General features: G+C 37.5%; 16 protein-coding genes and 1 riboswitch. Of the genes, 3 read left to right on the plus strand and 13 right to left on the minus strand.

Annotated features, from left to right (window positions below):
• On the minus strand, positions 1-182 hold a 182-nt coding region (locus BZK14_RS09975; protein WP_281249124.1), incomplete at its 3' end, for a citrate/2-methylcitrate synthase.
• A gap of 27 nt (positions 183-209) precedes the next feature.
• Entirely contained in the window at positions 210-1,109 is a 900-nt protein-coding gene (gene prpB / locus BZK14_RS09980) for a methylisocitrate lyase (protein ID WP_077926354.1), read from the minus strand.
• A 242-nt stretch (positions 1,110-1,351) separates the two neighbouring features.
• Between prpB and prpR the strand changes: the two genes are divergently transcribed.
• Complete coding sequence (prpR, locus tag BZK14_RS09985) at positions 1,352-2,974, plus strand: propionate catabolism operon regulatory protein PrpR (RefSeq protein ID WP_077926355.1); 1,623 nt, start codon at positions 1,352-1,354, stop codon at positions 2,972-2,974.
• Between the two features lie 55 nt (positions 2,975-3,029).
• On the opposite strand, the gene BZK14_RS09990 is transcribed toward prpR, so the two are convergent.
• The 11 genes from BZK14_RS09990 to lolA all read right to left on the minus strand — a co-directional run bounded on the left by BZK14_RS09990 (position 3,030) and on the right by lolA (position 12,650).
• Positions 3,030-4,505: a DASS family sodium-coupled anion symporter gene (locus tag BZK14_RS09990; RefSeq protein WP_077926356.1), complete on the minus strand. Its 1,476-nt coding sequence runs from the start codon at positions 4,503-4,505 to the stop codon at positions 3,030-3,032.
• 142 nt (positions 4,506-4,647) lie between these two features.
• Positions 4,648-5,697 (minus strand): ThiF family adenylyltransferase, encoded by a 1,050-nt coding sequence (locus tag BZK14_RS09995; protein WP_245831297.1) that lies wholly within the window; start codon positions 5,695-5,697, stop codon positions 4,648-4,650.
• A gap of 1 nt (position 5,698) precedes the next feature.
• On the minus strand, positions 5,699-6,466 hold the full coding sequence (locus BZK14_RS10000; protein WP_077926357.1) for a thiazole synthase: 768 nt from the start codon (positions 6,464-6,466) through the stop codon (positions 5,699-5,701).
• The gene (gene thiS / locus BZK14_RS10005) at positions 6,467-6,673 is read right to left on the minus strand and encodes a sulfur carrier protein ThiS (protein ID WP_077926358.1); all 207 of its coding nucleotides are present in this window, start codon (positions 6,671-6,673) and stop codon (positions 6,467-6,469) included.
• Between the two features lies 1 nt (position 6,674).
• Positions 6,675-7,295, minus strand: a complete 621-nt coding sequence (locus BZK14_RS10010; RefSeq protein ID WP_077926359.1) for a thiamine phosphate synthase — start codon at positions 7,293-7,295, stop codon at positions 6,675-6,677.
• 18 nt (positions 7,296-7,313) lie between these two features.
• A riboswitch (TPP riboswitch) is annotated at positions 7,314-7,421 on the minus strand.
• A 59-nt stretch (positions 7,422-7,480) separates the two neighbouring features.
• Entirely contained in the window at positions 7,481-7,996 is a 516-nt protein-coding gene (locus BZK14_RS10015) for a prepilin-type N-terminal cleavage/methylation domain-containing protein (RefSeq protein ID WP_171973697.1), read from the minus strand.
• A 177-nt stretch (positions 7,997-8,173) separates the two neighbouring features.
• On the minus strand, positions 8,174-9,397 hold the full coding sequence (locus BZK14_RS10020; protein WP_077926361.1) for an aminotransferase-like domain-containing protein: 1,224 nt from the start codon (positions 9,395-9,397) through the stop codon (positions 8,174-8,176).
• Between the two features lie 130 nt (positions 9,398-9,527).
• Entirely contained in the window at positions 9,528-10,187 is a 660-nt protein-coding gene (locus BZK14_RS10025) for a hypothetical protein (RefSeq protein ID WP_077926362.1), read from the minus strand.
• A gap of 22 nt (positions 10,188-10,209) precedes the next feature.
• Positions 10,210-10,746 (minus strand): DUF805 domain-containing protein, encoded by a 537-nt coding sequence (locus BZK14_RS10030; protein ID WP_077926363.1) that lies wholly within the window; start codon positions 10,744-10,746, stop codon positions 10,210-10,212.
• Positions 10,733-12,046: a replication-associated recombination protein A gene (locus tag BZK14_RS10035; RefSeq protein ID WP_077926367.1), complete on the minus strand. Its 1,314-nt coding sequence runs from the start codon at positions 12,044-12,046 to the stop codon at positions 10,733-10,735. The genes BZK14_RS10030 and BZK14_RS10035 overlap by 14 nt, the downstream gene beginning before the upstream one ends.
• Positions 12,033-12,650 (minus strand): outer membrane lipoprotein periplasmic chaperone LolA, encoded by a 618-nt coding sequence (lolA, locus tag BZK14_RS10040; protein ID WP_077926364.1) that lies wholly within the window; start codon positions 12,648-12,650, stop codon positions 12,033-12,035. The genes BZK14_RS10035 and lolA overlap by 14 nt, the downstream gene beginning before the upstream one ends.
• Before the next feature lie 257 nt (positions 12,651-12,907).
• Between lolA and BZK14_RS10045 the strand changes: the two genes are divergently transcribed.
• Positions 12,908-13,324 carry a hypothetical protein gene (locus BZK14_RS10045; protein WP_077926365.1) on the plus strand — a complete coding sequence of 139 codons (417 nt, stop codon included), beginning with the start codon at positions 12,908-12,910 and terminating at the stop codon, positions 13,322-13,324.
• Between the two features lie 22 nt (positions 13,325-13,346).
• The coding region (locus tag BZK14_RS10050) for a DUF5724 domain-containing protein (protein ID WP_143691439.1) at positions 13,347-14,990 on the plus strand (1,644 nt) is incomplete at its 3' end.

Genomic DNA, 14,990 nt, shown 5'->3' on the forward strand with positions numbered 1-14,990 from the left:
TGAGCAACTTCTTCAAATTCACAATGTTCTGCCAAATCTAAGATATCGTATCCGCGATAGTGCAATTCATTGCCATTCAAGCCTACTGTGCAAAGCCCTGTTGATCCTGCGATCATGCCTGATAATGCTACAGATTTTTTAGGTTTAAACGTTGGTGAGATAATTTCTAATTTCTGAGTCATAACTTCCATTCTCCTGTGGATGGTTTTCTATCGCTTTATTATTTTTTTTTGCGACGAGAATAACGAATATAAAAAGTCTTCATAATGGTAATAATTGATGCTTTGATAGAGCTCTTCGCGAGTTTGCATTGTATCCACTACACTTCTTTGTGTACCTTCTCTACGAAGAGTTTCATACACATTCTGCGCGGCCTTGTTCATCGCACGGAATGCTGATAATGGATAAAGTGCAATCGCAACTTCAACACTGCGTAGCTCATCTAACGTGAATAACGGTGTTTGACCAAATTCTGTTAAGTTTGCTAATACTGGTACTTTGGTTCGATCAACGAACTTTTTGTACATTGATAGCTCTGTAATGGCTTCCGGGAAAAGCATGTCCGCACCTGCTTCGATATAAGCTGCTGCACGCTCTAAAGTTTTTTCCATCCCTTCCACAGCGAGCGCATCCGTTCTTGCCATGATGACAAAGTTTGTATCTGTTCTTGCATCCACTGCTGCCTTAATACGATCTACCATTTCAGCGGTAGAAACGATTTCTTTATTCGGGCGATGACCACAACGTTTTGCTGTCACCTGATCTTCAATATGAAGACCTGCTGCCCCTGCTTTTGTATATTCTTTGACTGTACGTGCAATGTTAAATGCTGTTGGGCCCAAACCACTATCTGCATCAGCAATCAAAGGTAAATCACACACATTTGTGATACGATCAATATCAGTCACAAAATCATGAAGCGTCGCAATACCTAAGTCCGGCACACCCAATGAACCTGCGGCAACACCGCCACCAGATAAATAGATACTTTTGAAGCCTGCACGTTTTGCCAACAATGCATGATTAGCATTAATGACACCCACCAATTGCAATGGTGATTCCACCGTTAAGGCTTCTCTGAATGCCTTACCCTTAGATTGTCCAGCCATAAATCACTCCTTTTTAATCTGTTTGTTTTTAATGATCCTGCTGTGATTAAAGCAAGTAGCGTGCCAACTTTGACTTTTAATGTAGTTTTTTTGTAATAATATTGTTATCTAGCTGTTTTATATAATCATAAAATAATTTTAATTATAGATAAAAAAATTATTATATTAAACATTAAGGTTTCAATATTTCATATTTTATGAAACAATTGAAACATATTTATTATATTTGAAACAATTCCACTATGAGTCAGACTAAAAACTTAAATCGCCCTACCATTTGGACTGTATCCATTACACATCTCTATGAAACTTTTCAGGAAATCAGTAATGAATTCTCAGAAATAGCAGAAATTATTCCTGTCAAAATGAGCTTTGAAGATGCTGTTAGCTATATAAGAACAGCTACAAAAGAGCTTCATTGCGATGCAATTGTTGCTGCCGGTTCAAACGGCGCATATTTAAGAGATCGTCTCTCAATCCCTGTGATTACCGTAAAAGAGAGTGGTTTTGATTTAATGCATGCGCTCGCTCGCGCCAAAATGATTAGTTCTCAAATCGGGATCATCAGCTACAGAAAACCTTTTCCTGCTTTAGCACAATTTCGTGATGCCTTTAATATTGATATCACTGAACGTACGTATTACACCAAAGATGATGCCAAAATTATGATTAATGAAATGAAACAAGCTGGCATTGGCGTGATTGTAGGCGCAGGGATGATTACGGAGCTATGCCGATTAGCCAATATGCCATCTGTATTTTTATACTCAACTGATAGCATTCGCGATGCCTTTAAAAATGCAATTAAGATAGCAAAACAATCTATGGCTCTGCGCGATCGTCATACCAAAGAAAATAACTTTTCACTCCATGCAAAGTATCATTTAAATGATATTAAAGGATTTTCTCCAAGCATTGAACGCGTTAGATCTGCCATTATGCTCTATGCAAAAACTCCTGCACCGACATTGATTCAAGGGGAAAGTGGCACAGGGAAAGAGCTCATTGCCCATGCTATCCACCATGAATATACAGCTCACTTCCAACATAAAACAGGTAAAAAACAGCGCCCATTTGTCGCCATCAACTGCAGCGCGATTCCTGAATCATTATTAGAATCTGAACTTTTTGGCTATGAAGATGGTGCATTTACAGGTTCGCGCCGTGGCGGTAAAGCAGGTGTTTTTGAAATTGCGAATAATGGCACACTCTTTTTAGATGAAATTGGCGAAATGCCATTATCACTACAAAATCGTTTACTCCGTGTTTTAGAAGAGAAAAGCATTGTGCGTGTAGGTGGTTATAACCCAATTCCTGTAGATGTTAAAATCATTGCAGCTACTCATGCACACTTAGATGAATGGGTAAAAGAAGGAAAGTTCAGGCTCGATCTTTTCTATCGCTTGGGTGTATTAAGAATCTTTAATCCGCCATTACGCAAGCGTGGACGCGACATTATTCTACTTGCAGAGAGTTTATTGCGACAAGCGTTAACTTCATTAAATATGCCCATTCGCCAAGAATATATGACAGCATTACAAGCGTGTGATGATTCTTTATTGAATTACAATTGGCCGGGCAATATTCGAGAACTGCGCAATATTATGGAACGAATTGCCATTTATCTCAAAGCTAATCCACGCCAATTACCCACAAATGAATTGATTTTAGATTTATCTGATGAACGTTATATTTATAATGATGAAACAAACTATTCTCTAGAAAAAAAATCCCAATCAGAAGAGGAACATTTACGAGGATTACTCAAACAATTTAAAGGTGATAAACAAGCTATTGCTAACTATTTAGGTGTGAGCCGTACAACATTATGGCGCAAACTTAAAGCGGCACAGTTGGAAAATTAGCCAATAAAAAAGGAATATCATTTTCATAATATTCCTTTTCAAACCTAGCTTTTAATTACCAATAACCTAGCGCTTTCCACCATGCGCCACCAATATAGAACCAAATCGCAAGGTTGATAACACTCATAACGAAACCAACCTTCCACCATTCACCTAATGTCGTATAACCCGAACCAAAAATAATTGGTGCAGTGCCTGTACCATAATGCGTTAAGGACATCATTAAGGAAGAAGAGAATGCCAATGTTAAACCTAATAACATTGGTGGAGCACCCAATGCAATACCTGCTGCGAAGAATGCAGCAAACATTGCGGTAATATGTGCAGTTGTACTAGCAAAGAAATAGTGCGTATAAACATATATTAAAACGAGAATTAGCATGCCTAGAATCCAGCCTAATCCTAAGCTACCAATGCCTGTGCCTACTGTTTGAGCCAACCATGAAACTAATCCTAACTTTCCTAAAAAACTAGCCATCATAACAAGTGCAGCAAACCACATGATCGTATCCCAAGCACCTTTGTTTTTTAAAACCTCATCCCATTCCAAAACACCTGTTAGTAATAGAATAGACAATCCAACAAAAGCAGCTGTCGTTGGATTAATACTAAAAGCATCACCTAAAATCATTGCAGGTACACCAGCCCACATCAAAAGTAACAATAAAAATACACCCAGTGTAATAACTTCAGGTAATGTTAAAGGCCCTAATTCTTTTAAACGCTCTTTCGCAAATGTTGGTGCATTCGGTGTTTTCTTAATTTCTGGTGGGTAAATAAAATAAATAACCCAAGGCATAACTAATAGAGAAATGATCGCTGGCACAAATGCTGCAACCGCCCACATTCCCCAGCTTAAATGAAATTCTGAATTTGTACCTGCATAAATTAATGAAACAATTAAAGGATTAGGTGCTGTTGCAGTGATAAACATGGCAGATGTAATAGGATTTGTATTATAGTTCACCAATGCCAAATAACGACCAATCTTAGTCCTTGAGTCAGTATCTCCTTTAGAATCAAAACTATCTGCGATCGAGCGCATAATGGGGTGAATAATACCACCGCCACGAGCGGTATTACTTGGAGTAATAGGCGCTAAAGCAGTTTCGGCAAAAGCTAACGCATAGGCAACTCCTATCGTACGTTTACCAAATAAAGCAATCAAAAAATAACCAATACGAGCACCCAACCCTGTTTTTGTTAAGCTCATGGAGCACATAATAGAAATACCAATCAGCCATATGAGATCATTAGAAAATCCACTCAGCGCATCACCTAGAGCAGCTTTAGCATCACCGGGATGAGTAACACCTGTTAGAGCAACTAAACTAATTGCCACAACTGACACAGCTCCAATCGGTAACGCTTTACCGATAATAGCCGCAATTGTACCAACAAATAGTGCCAATAATTGCCATGCATTTTCACTGACACCTTCTGGTGTTGGAATGATAAACCAAATCAATAGAACTAAACCGATTGATACCAATGCAGGTATCGGTTTCACAGGAACTAATTTTATTGCCATAATTTATCCTCCATCCATAGACCGATTAATAACATCAATCATATATTAAGAAAGTTTTAAATAATGTAAGATATATTTATTTTATATTAAACCAACTTGACACATTTACAACGACTGCCCTAAATCAACAATATAATCGGCCCTATCTCACTGATAATATTGTTAATAATTCTTGATAAACCTCCATTGCTACATAGGTATCATTAACACCATACACAATCCCCCGACCATCTTTAAATAAAATTACCCGATGATGATCTAAGTGAATATTCAAAAAATATTCATTGAATTGATGTTTCATATTTTTTTGTTCTAACCTTTGTTGTAACTTATTTAAATCTAAAGGTTTAGCTTCACGAATCATCACAGAGCCATCGCCACATAAGCGCTGTGCTTCTCGCTTTTTCTCTTGTAATGATGGATAAGTGGGATGATCGCCACACGTTGGGCAATTGGGGTTTTTAAGTTTAGATAAATTCACATTTTGTGATCGAGAAGCCCATAAATCCATGGTAAACAATGTATCTCTCGAACTTTCAGCATCCACAAAAAACTTCATCGCTTCTGCGGTTTGTACGCTCGATATCAGTTGCAAAATCGGCTGAATCACGCCAACTGAACTGCAAGTATCACCACTTTCTAAGGGAATCGCCCCTAAAATACAACGCAAACATGGTAATTCAGATAAATGTGGAAAATTAAAATTATGGCTCATGCCGTAGCTTTCTAAAGCAGAACCAAAAATCCACGGCATGTTTAATTGATAACACGCATCATTGATCAATATACGCAGTGCTAGATTATCTGTGCCATCCAATAATAGATCAGCGCCTTTGATTAAATTCACAATATTATCACCTGAAACATCGGCAATATGTGCTGTCACTTTTATCGATGAATTAATTTCTACTAAATGATTTTTTAAGGCGATCACTTTTGGCAAAGCTAGCTCAGCATCTTCTTCTGTGAACAAAGTTTGGCGTTGTAAGTTTGTAAGCTCCACAAAATCTCGATCGATCAATATCAAATGTCCAATGCCAGAACGCGCCAATGTTTCCGCATGTTGTGCGCCTAAAGCACCACAGCCTAAAATCACCACAGTTGCATCATTGAGTTTTTTAACACCCGCATTTTGAATACGATGGAATCGCGCTAAGCGATGATATCTTGGATCAATCGAGATATTTGCCATATTAACCAATCAATCCTGTTAATGGGCTACTTGCGGTTGCCGTTAATTTCTTTGGCATACGTTTTGCTTCAAATGCTAAGCGTCCTGCCTGACAAGCCAAACTCATAGCACGGCTCATTTTGATAGGATCTTCAGCATAGGCAACAGCGCTATTTAACAATACACCATCAGCACCCATTTCCATCGCAATCGCAACATCGCTCGGCGTGCCTAAGCCTGCATCCACAATTACAGGTACTTTTGCGTCATCAATGATGTAATGCAAATTATAAGGATTCACAATGCCCAACCCTGAACCAATTGGGGATGCACCCGGCATGATTGCATGACAACCTAATTCTTGTAATTTACGCGCAAGCACAACATCATCCGATGTATAAACTAATACCGTCATACCTTCTTCTAACAGCATTTCTGTTGCTTTCAATGTTTCCACAGGATCAGGCAATAATGTTTTTGGGCAACCAATGATCTCAACTTTGATCATGTCACATAAACCTGAAGCTTTCGCCAATCTTGCTGTGCGCACTGCTTCTTCTGCTGTGCTTGCGCCTGCTGTATTTGGCAATAACTTATATTTAGATAGATCCAACTGCTCCAATAGATCAGGTTGTTTATCATCAAAGATGTTCATGCGGCGTACTGCAAATGTTAATACTTGTGAATCACTCGCTTCTACAGCGCCTTTTTGCTCTTCAAATGAACGATATTTACCTGTGCCCAAGAATAAGCGCGAATTGAATTCAAAATTACCAATTTTTAATGTCATTTAACCACCTCCCACAAAATGTACGATCTCAAAATAATCATGGTGATTCACAGATTCTTTCTCGTAATCTTCCTTCATCACCACTTCACGATTTTTTTCCACGATAAAATATTTGCGATGTGCAATATCCAACGATGCAATTAAGTCCGCGACTGTTTTTACATCATCCGACAATGTCATCACTTCACCATTCACGGTAATTTCCATATCATTTCCTTTCAGTAATGGCATTTATTGCCAGTGAACGAAGATTACGAGCATGTGTAATGCTATCTTCAATGGATTTCGCAAAAAAACCTGACATCACAGCAACACCATCAACTAATGGTGCAACTTCTGTGATATTTGTTTCATCAATGCCACCAATGGCGATCAATCGCCCTTGTGTTCGCGCTTTTGCCAATGATTGCAATTGCGCCAAACCAAACGGTGGATATGTTTTCAAAACGGTTGGGAAAATATGGCCAATGTAGCCATAATCATAATCGTGCAAATGCGTAAGAATAGGCTCGACAGCATGAAATGATCGCCCAAATTTCAGTGTGGGAAATACATTCTGTAACTGAGATAAAGACAAGCTTGATTCCGTCAAATGAACACGTGATAAACCCATCGCAAGTGCGATGTCCGCCCTGTCATTGATGATTAGCTTGGCGGTGTCCACATAGTGTGAAATCAGCTCGATGAGTTTTGCAATGGATTGCGGTGAACGAGATTTTTCACGAATTTGTATAAAATCCACAAACGATGATAAAGCAATAATGCGCTCGCTTAAAGATTCGATGGATTCTGATGATTGATCATTCGTCACTGCATGTATTTGAAACATAATTCTCCATTGCGGAGATGAGCGACATGAACACTTGCCTCCGCTAGTATTAACTAGATCAGGTCATAAGAGTCCCGAAGTTTACTTCAATCTCAGCTGCTCACAGCAGCACCTCTAGTGAAGGCAAAAGTATAATCAAGGATAGTCATTATTGCAACGAACAATATGATAATACTCATATCACGCTAAACAGATTTTATTTCTTTACGACAAGCACTAGGTAACCATTGTAGCTGAATGCTATGCTGATCATAAGTAAAACACTCCCAACGATATGATGCAAAACGATCAGCATCTCCTGTTAATGTTGGCACAATCACAACTGCATTTCTAAAATCTTGCGAGCTTTGTGAAAAAATTAAATTCTTGATTACTTTTTCATTATAACGAATCACAATAGATGAAATACTTTGTGCACCACCAAAATTTCTCACATCTACAATTCCCATTGCATCTACTGCTTGCCCTGTAAGTTCAGTTGGTGCTGGTAAACCTGCTTCTTCATTAGATAATGGCCATTCACCAGTGGCAGAAAATGTTTCAACAATAGCTAATTTAGCGATACCTGCCAATGTTAAACCTTCTGAAATATAAGTTCGTTTTGTATAATTTTGATAGGCTGGCAATGCAAACATTGATAGAATGCCAATCACCGCAACGACGATCATCAATTCAATCAAGGTAAAGCCTTTATGTTTCATTTCCATTTTCCTTTCAAATAATTGAGAAAGCTTCTCATTTAATAATTAATGTTTTCATATTAATATAAAGAAAATAGATTTATATATTTTTATATAAAATTTATACAAATGCAGAAAAATTCATAACATAAATCAAAAAAACCTGCTAAAAAGCAGGTTCTTATATAATAAATTAACTTAATTACTCTCTTTATATTTTTGGATTGCAACGGCTAATCGTTTGGCTGCTTCCACAGTACCTTCAGGATTCACTGTGGCAAATGATAAACGCAATGTAGAATCATCCGCACCTTCTGCATAGAAGGCAGCACCAGGTACAAATACAACGCCCGCATCTTTACCATAATTTAATAATTTTGTTGCGCTCATACCATTTTTCAAGCGTGCCCATAAGAACATGCCGCCCACTGGTTTTTGGTATTCCAAGTCTTCACCCACATATTCATCCAATGCTTTCATCAATGAAGCACAGCGCTGACCATAAGTATAAGAAATCGCAGGAATACGATCTTTCAAATGACCACTTGCCAAGTATTTTTCAACAATCAATTGTGGCAATACAGGCGTATGTAAATCTACAGATTGTTTCACTAATACAATTTTTTCACGGATCGCTTTATTGGCAACGATGAAACCTAAACGCAAACCAGGTACTAAGATTTTCGAGAATGAAGATAGATAAACCGCATGATCTTCACCTGTTGCAGTGCGCTTTGCTAAACCATAAATAGATGGTACTCGATCACCCTCAAAACGTATTTCACCGTAAGGATCATCTTCTAAAATTACAAAATTGTATTCAACAGCAAGTGATAACAAACGCACACGATTTGCTTCACTCATTGTTGAACCTGTTGGGTTCGCAAATGTTGGCACAATGTACAAGGCTTTAATGCGTTTATTTTGTGCTTTCAGTGCTTTTACTTGTGCTTCTAAGTCATCTAAATCTAAACCGTCAGTTGAGCCTTTAATAGAAGCAATTTCAGCACCTGCCATACGAAATACTTGAATCGCCGCCAAGTATGTTGGCTGTTCAACCAATACAACATCGCCAGCATCAATGAAAGTACGAGCAACCAAATCTAAACCTTGTTGTGAGCCACTTGTGATCACCACTTGGTCTTTATCTGATTCAATACCGCGCTCTGCAATCAAATGTGTGACACGTTCACGCAGTTCAGGCTCACCATCTGTGACGCTGTATTGATACGCCGAAACACCCATTTTCATCGCTTCAAGTGTTGCAGCCTCAATGCCTTCAAGATCAAACATATCCGCAGCAGGAATACCACCTGCCAATGAGATAATGTGAGGCATTTTACTGAATGCTAATAATTCACGAACAATTGAACTCTGTGCACCAACAACTCTGCTGGCGAAAAGCGCGTTTAAATCTTCCATTTCCTTTCCCTATTGATACTATTTATGCGTGCAAATAGTATTGTTATAGTCAATTTAAACAGGCTCTGCAATGCTCTGACAAAATAAATTATTTTTTAAACTAACTAAAGTATTTTTCCCTAAAATATTATTAATGAATATCTAGCTCATCTATATCTTTAATTTCACTCAATTTGATAATTTTTGCTTTTGGCAATCTCTCCCAAGTTTCCTTAAAATCTTTGATATCCCAATCCTCATTTCCTTCATCAGGATTTGTTAATATTTTCTTTTTGTCCGTTAAAAAATTAATACTTGTCGTAGATAGAGTAATTGGACCACGATTCGTTTGGCTATCATAACCAATCAAATCAAAATCGCCCTTTTGGTCATAGCGGAATGTGTAACTCCAAGCACCATAACGTCCATGAGCATAATAAATATTTAATATATCTTTTTTCAAACTAACCATAAGATCAGGTGGAAAATACACACCACCATTTTCATTTTCTGATGAAAAAATAGTTTTATGCTCTAAAACCTTTTGATAGCCACCCTCTGTTTTTAAGAAAACTACTAAACCTCTGCGATTTTTATCTACAATTTCATTGCCCCATTGATCAGGCTGAAATCCATCTGGCTTCGTATCTTTCACTAACAATACAAGATCATCCAAACCATCATTGTTTAAATCACTTTGCATCACATCTATGATGCGATAATCGCCCAACATGAATTGATCTTTACTATCCGCAAAGCTTAATGATGTTAATAAACAACTAATCAAACCAATCAAGTACAATTTTTTCATGGATATAATCCCTATGATCTATTTAAATCATCCAAAATCGATATACTGTAGTACCAACAAAAATCAAAGTAATAATCAATCCAAGGGGATATCCTTGCGGTGCAGGTTTACCATAAGAGTTATCACAATTTTTACTTGGAATGCACAATGCCAAAATTAACAAAACAATCATAATTGGCGGCAATAAGCCTAATAATCGCCAATTTTTTGTAATATTTAAGTCCATCAGCCGATCATCCACCAACGAAGCGATCCCTACTGCTAGCAATATCATTATTATTACTGATATAACAATCATTAAAATATAGACTGTCACCTCCCAAGTCTGGCTTGCATCGGAAGTAATGTATAAATGAGTATATTTAATCAGATAAAAATTAAAAATAATGACCGCCATCATAAGCATCATGCTTATAACAAAACCATTATAAAACAACAATAATCCACAACGGCCACGGGATAATTTATTTTTTGTAAAAAAAAGATTCTTCGGAATCAACCGATTAATATCAAATCTTTTCTCATCCTGTATCACAAAATCTAAATTATTTTCTCGCACCTTTATCCAACTCTGCCAAAAATGCTAATTTCTCTTGGATTTTCCGCTCTAAGCCACGATCCGTAGGTTCATACCAAGTTTGTTCTTGCACTTCGTCAGGGAAATATTTTTCGCCTGCTGCATAAGCATAAGGTTCATTATGGGCATAGCGATATTCTTTGCCATAATCCATATCTGCCATTAATTTTGTGGGTGCATTACGTAAATGTAATGGCACTTCATACGAGCGATTTTGCTTCACATAGGAACGTGCCATATTAAATGCGTTATAAGCTGCATTAGATTTTGCTGCACACGCCAAATAAACCAATGCTGTACCAAGCGCCAATTCACCTTCTGGCGAACCTAAACGCTCATACGTTGTGGCTGCATCATTAGCAATTTGCATCGCGCGCGGATCAGCCAACGCAATATCTTCCCACGCAATGCGCACAATTCTACGCGCTAAATAACGAGGATCAACACCGCCTTCGAGCATTCTAAAAAACCAATATAAAGCCGCATCAGGATCAGAACCACGCACGGATTTATGTAATGCAGAGATCAAATCATAAAATTGATCACCACCTTTATCCATCGCTTTTGGTTGCTCTGTTAATACTTCCGTTAAAAACTCAGTCGTTACATTCGTAATATTCTGTGCAACTGCGATATTCAGCACTTGCTCTAAACGATTCAACAAACGGCGCGCATCGCCATCCGCATATTCCACCAAATGATTCACAGCATCGCTTTCAATCGCAACATCCGCATAATGCTCTACCATCACTTTTTGCACTAATACGGCTAAATCTGCTGAATCAATGGGCTTTAATTGATAAACCGTCGCACGAGATAACAGCGCACGATTAATCTCAAAAGATGGATTTTCTGTCGTTGCGCCCACAAAAACCACTAAACCTGATTCAATATAAGGCAACAAAGCATCTTGCTGGCTTTTGTTAAAACGATGAATTTCATCAATGAATAGAATCGTTTGCCTGCCCTGCAATTGATAGTTTTTAGCTTCTTCGATGGCTTCACGAATCTCTTTCACACCCGAAAACACCGCAGATAATGCAATGTAAGCGCAATCATAAACCTCTGCCAATAAACGCGCCAATGTCGTTTTGCCAACGCCTGGCGGGCCCCAAAAAATCATAGAATGTGGCTTTTGTGCTGAAAATGCCATTGTTAACGGCTTATTTTCACCCAATAAATGAGATTGCCCAACCACATCGCTGATTTTACTCGGGCGAATGCGATCCGCTAATGGTGCAAAATCTTGGTCGTTGCCACCAAATAAACTATTTTGTTTCATCAATGACATCTACGCCTTTCGGTACTTTTAAAGTGAATACGCTGTTATTAATATTTGCGTTCATTTTCACATTAGACAATTTTAAATCTAAAGAGCCATTCGTTTGCTTTGCCGAAACTTTTGAGATATTACCTTTGTTAAACTCGATCTCAATGGATGAAATATCCCCTTTTTTCTTTGGCGTTAAGCGATATTTGGATTCATTTTTTAAAGTTTTAATCTCAAACTGAGTATTTAATGATTGGTTATTAAAGATCATAAACATGGGTGAATCCTGCTCAAAATTTGCAAGGTTTTTAATCACCACTTGTTCTAAATCCACATCGTAATGCCACAATTTTTTACCATCGCTGATGAGCTTTTGTTCAAATGGCATTGTGTAATCAAAGTAGAAACCAGCTATTGAATTTTTAGCAGTTTTCTTACGAATTTTTAATTCACCAGAAGAGATCTCTTTATTCTTTTGTTGAATAACAGTTTGTTCAAAATCAGCTTGAATTGTTGCAAGATCATTAAAATAATTCACCAAAAATGCTTCATTGGCAAATGTTGGCACGAACATTACAGTTGCTAATGCACTCAATAAACTCACTTTTTTTAACATACAGCCTCCTCAAAATTGTTTCTCATTATACGGCTCTGCATTCATGATGATCAATCATATCTCAATATAGTTATTTTTAATGCATCACTTCGTTATATATTCACAAGCTTTCAAGATTTATGAAACATTTATCTAGAAGCTTTCTCGCCTAGGGCGAGAAAGCAGAACTCAAAGTTTTTTGGATATATTCAGCAAGACACAACTGTGTAATATTCTGTGCTATTCTTCGCAGAATACCTTTAATTTGAAAACATTTAATGAAAATCAATTTACAAATCAAAGCCGCAGGTAAGCGCAAAGCAATTCTCGAAAAGCATGCTTATCATCTGCCTGAAACGCCTAAATCATTGCAAGACTTTATTGCCATGATCGTGACGAATGAAGTTGCCACATATAATCAAAAAGCGATCGATGCGCCATTAATGCCCTATCTCACAACTGAAGCCTATTTAGATGGTGAATATGTTGGCAAGATTGGCTTCAATGATCGTAAAAACGATGCTGAGCAAGCTCTACAACCCGCCATTGATAATGCATTACAAGCTTTGGAAGATGGTTTATATCGCATATTCATCAATGATGATGAAGCAACGCTTGATCAACCTTTTTCATTGCCCAATGACGCAACTGTGACATTCATTCGGTTAACATTCCTCGCAGGCAGACGATTCTAAATTCCCATCAGAGAGTAATTCTATGACACAAGACAATATCTACGAACAATTAGCTCAATTCACTGGCAATCCCAAAAGATTGGCGGATTATTTGATTCAAAAAAATGAAAATAATAAAAAATATGATGGCAATTTAGAAAATCATAATGCAACAAAAGCATGGTTATTGGCACAAAACTATGCTGATCTATCAGCAATGTATCAAGATACAGTGCAACCAATATTTTCAGTCATTCATGGTGAAACAATTGCTAATATGATGGCGAAGATCGTTGAACGATCAGTTTTATATACGCCATCACGCTCTTATTATCGCCGTTCATTCCGCACGCATAATATCGAAACACATATCGATAATTTCTTAGATGTTGCGGAAATGCTTGTCTTTGATTGGCAGAATTTTGATCTACTCGATCACATGCAAAAAGAGTTCCAACCTGATTATAATCTTCGCCCTAAAGAGCATATTGATTCTTATCTTTACGCGAGCTTAATTGCTTATGCAATTGATCAAAAAAATGAAGGCATCATTCAATTTTTGCGTGACCTCTGCTTGAGCGATAACAATACACAAATTTTAAAATATCCTGCAATCATTGCTATTTCTCGTTGCCATGATGAATCATTGCATCAACTGCTCATCGATCTATTATTAGCCGCAAAATTGCAAGAAGGCTTGCGCCAATCCATTTTAGAAAACAGCGATACAGGCAATTTAACATTCTTTAAACGCATGCTGAACACCGTATTGGAACATAATTTATTGCGTTTCTCTTCTGCTGTGCGCGCTGTCGCTGTTTGGATGGGATTAGAAGTTGCTGCGGATAATAAACGTATCATTGAGAAACTTGGTAAATTAGCCCATGAATATTTGAATGATAAAACCGCTCGTGATGCAGCACTCAAAAGCGATGATGTTTTAGAATTATTTGTTTCATTATGGGCAACAGCAACCCATGAAATGACAGATGTTTTACCGCTCGTTCAGCAACTATGCGCCAATGGTGAAACTTACCAAAAGCAAGTGGCACTCTATTTCTTGAGCCAATTGGATAATGAAACCTTAAAATTAACCACCGCTGCAACATTATTGAATAGCGAAGATCCAAAGCTGTTGCCCATCATTCATGGTATTTATCAGCCTGGTCATTATTATGGTTACTACGATAAAGAACGATTCTTTGAACAAGTTCGCTCGTTGAATTATCTCAAAAATCCAATAACGCGTGACCGTGATTTCTCCCATTTAGAGTCAACATTATTAGCCTTGCCAAAGGATGGTTATCAGTTAGCACAAGCGCCTTTTGATTGGTGTGGATACAGCATTAAATCTGAAGATGTTTATAAAAAAATGCTCATCATTGCAGCTTATGATGGTGATGCAAAAAAAATTCAATCTTTGATGGAACATGCAAAATTAGGTTCTGGCGATGATCGCGGCGCTTTAGTGCGTTTCTTATTAAATGATTTTGCAGATACAAAGCAACGTGCATTCTTATTTTCATCATTGAAAGATCGCAGTATGCAAGTGCGCATCAACGCTTTGGAGCACATTAAGGATTTATCATTATCCAATGATGAATATACATTATTGATAGATTTATTATCCCTAAAAACACCAGAAATTCGTAAAAATATCATTGAAATCATCTTAAAAACTGAAGCA

This window comes from Wohlfahrtiimonas larvae (assembly GCF_002006755.1).
GTDB classification, from domain to species: domain Bacteria; phylum Pseudomonadota; class Gammaproteobacteria; order Cardiobacteriales; family Wohlfahrtiimonadaceae; genus Wohlfahrtiimonas; species Wohlfahrtiimonas larvae.

Bases quoted from the DNA above. Each gene is read 5' to 3' on its own strand.
- BZK14_RS09990 (WP_077926356.1), bottom strand. From the start codon at position 4,505: ATGGCAATAAAATTAGTTCCTGTGAAACCGATACCTGCATTGGTATCA.
- BZK14_RS10025 (WP_077926362.1), bottom strand. From the start codon at position 10,187: ATGAAAAAATTGTACTTGATTGGTTTGATTAGTTGTTTATTAACATCA.
- BZK14_RS10020 (WP_077926361.1), bottom strand. From the start codon at position 9,397: ATGGAAGATTTAAACGCGCTTTTCGCCAGCAGAGTTGTTGGTGCACAG.
- thiS (WP_077926358.1), bottom strand. From the start codon at position 6,673: ATGGAAATTACCGTGAATGGTGAAGTGATGACATTGTCGGATGATGTA.
- BZK14_RS10045 (WP_077926365.1), top strand. From the start codon at position 12,908: ATGAAAATCAATTTACAAATCAAAGCCGCAGGTAAGCGCAAAGCAATT.
- prpR (WP_077926355.1), top strand. From the start codon at position 1,352: ATGAGTCAGACTAAAAACTTAAATCGCCCTACCATTTGGACTGTATCC.
- BZK14_RS10015 (WP_171973697.1), bottom strand. From the start codon at position 7,996: ATGAAACATAAAGGCTTTACCTTGATTGAATTGATGATCGTCGTTGCG.
- BZK14_RS10000 (WP_077926357.1), bottom strand. From the start codon at position 6,466: ATGACATTAAAAATTGGTAATTTTGAATTCAATTCGCGCTTATTCTTG.
- prpB (WP_077926354.1), bottom strand. From the start codon at position 1,109: ATGGCTGGACAATCTAAGGGTAAGGCATTCAGAGAAGCCTTAACGGTG.
- BZK14_RS10035 (WP_077926367.1), bottom strand. From the start codon at position 12,046: ATGAAACAAAATAGTTTATTTGGTGGCAACGACCAAGATTTTGCACCA.
- BZK14_RS10010 (WP_077926359.1), bottom strand. From the start codon at position 7,295: ATGTTTCAAATACATGCAGTGACGAATGATCAATCATCAGAATCCATC.
- BZK14_RS09995 (WP_245831297.1), bottom strand. From the start codon at position 5,697: ATGGCAAATATCTCGATTGATCCAAGATATCATCGCTTAGCGCGATTC.
- lolA (WP_077926364.1), bottom strand. From the start codon at position 12,650: ATGTTAAAAAAAGTGAGTTTATTGAGTGCATTAGCAACTGTAATGTTC.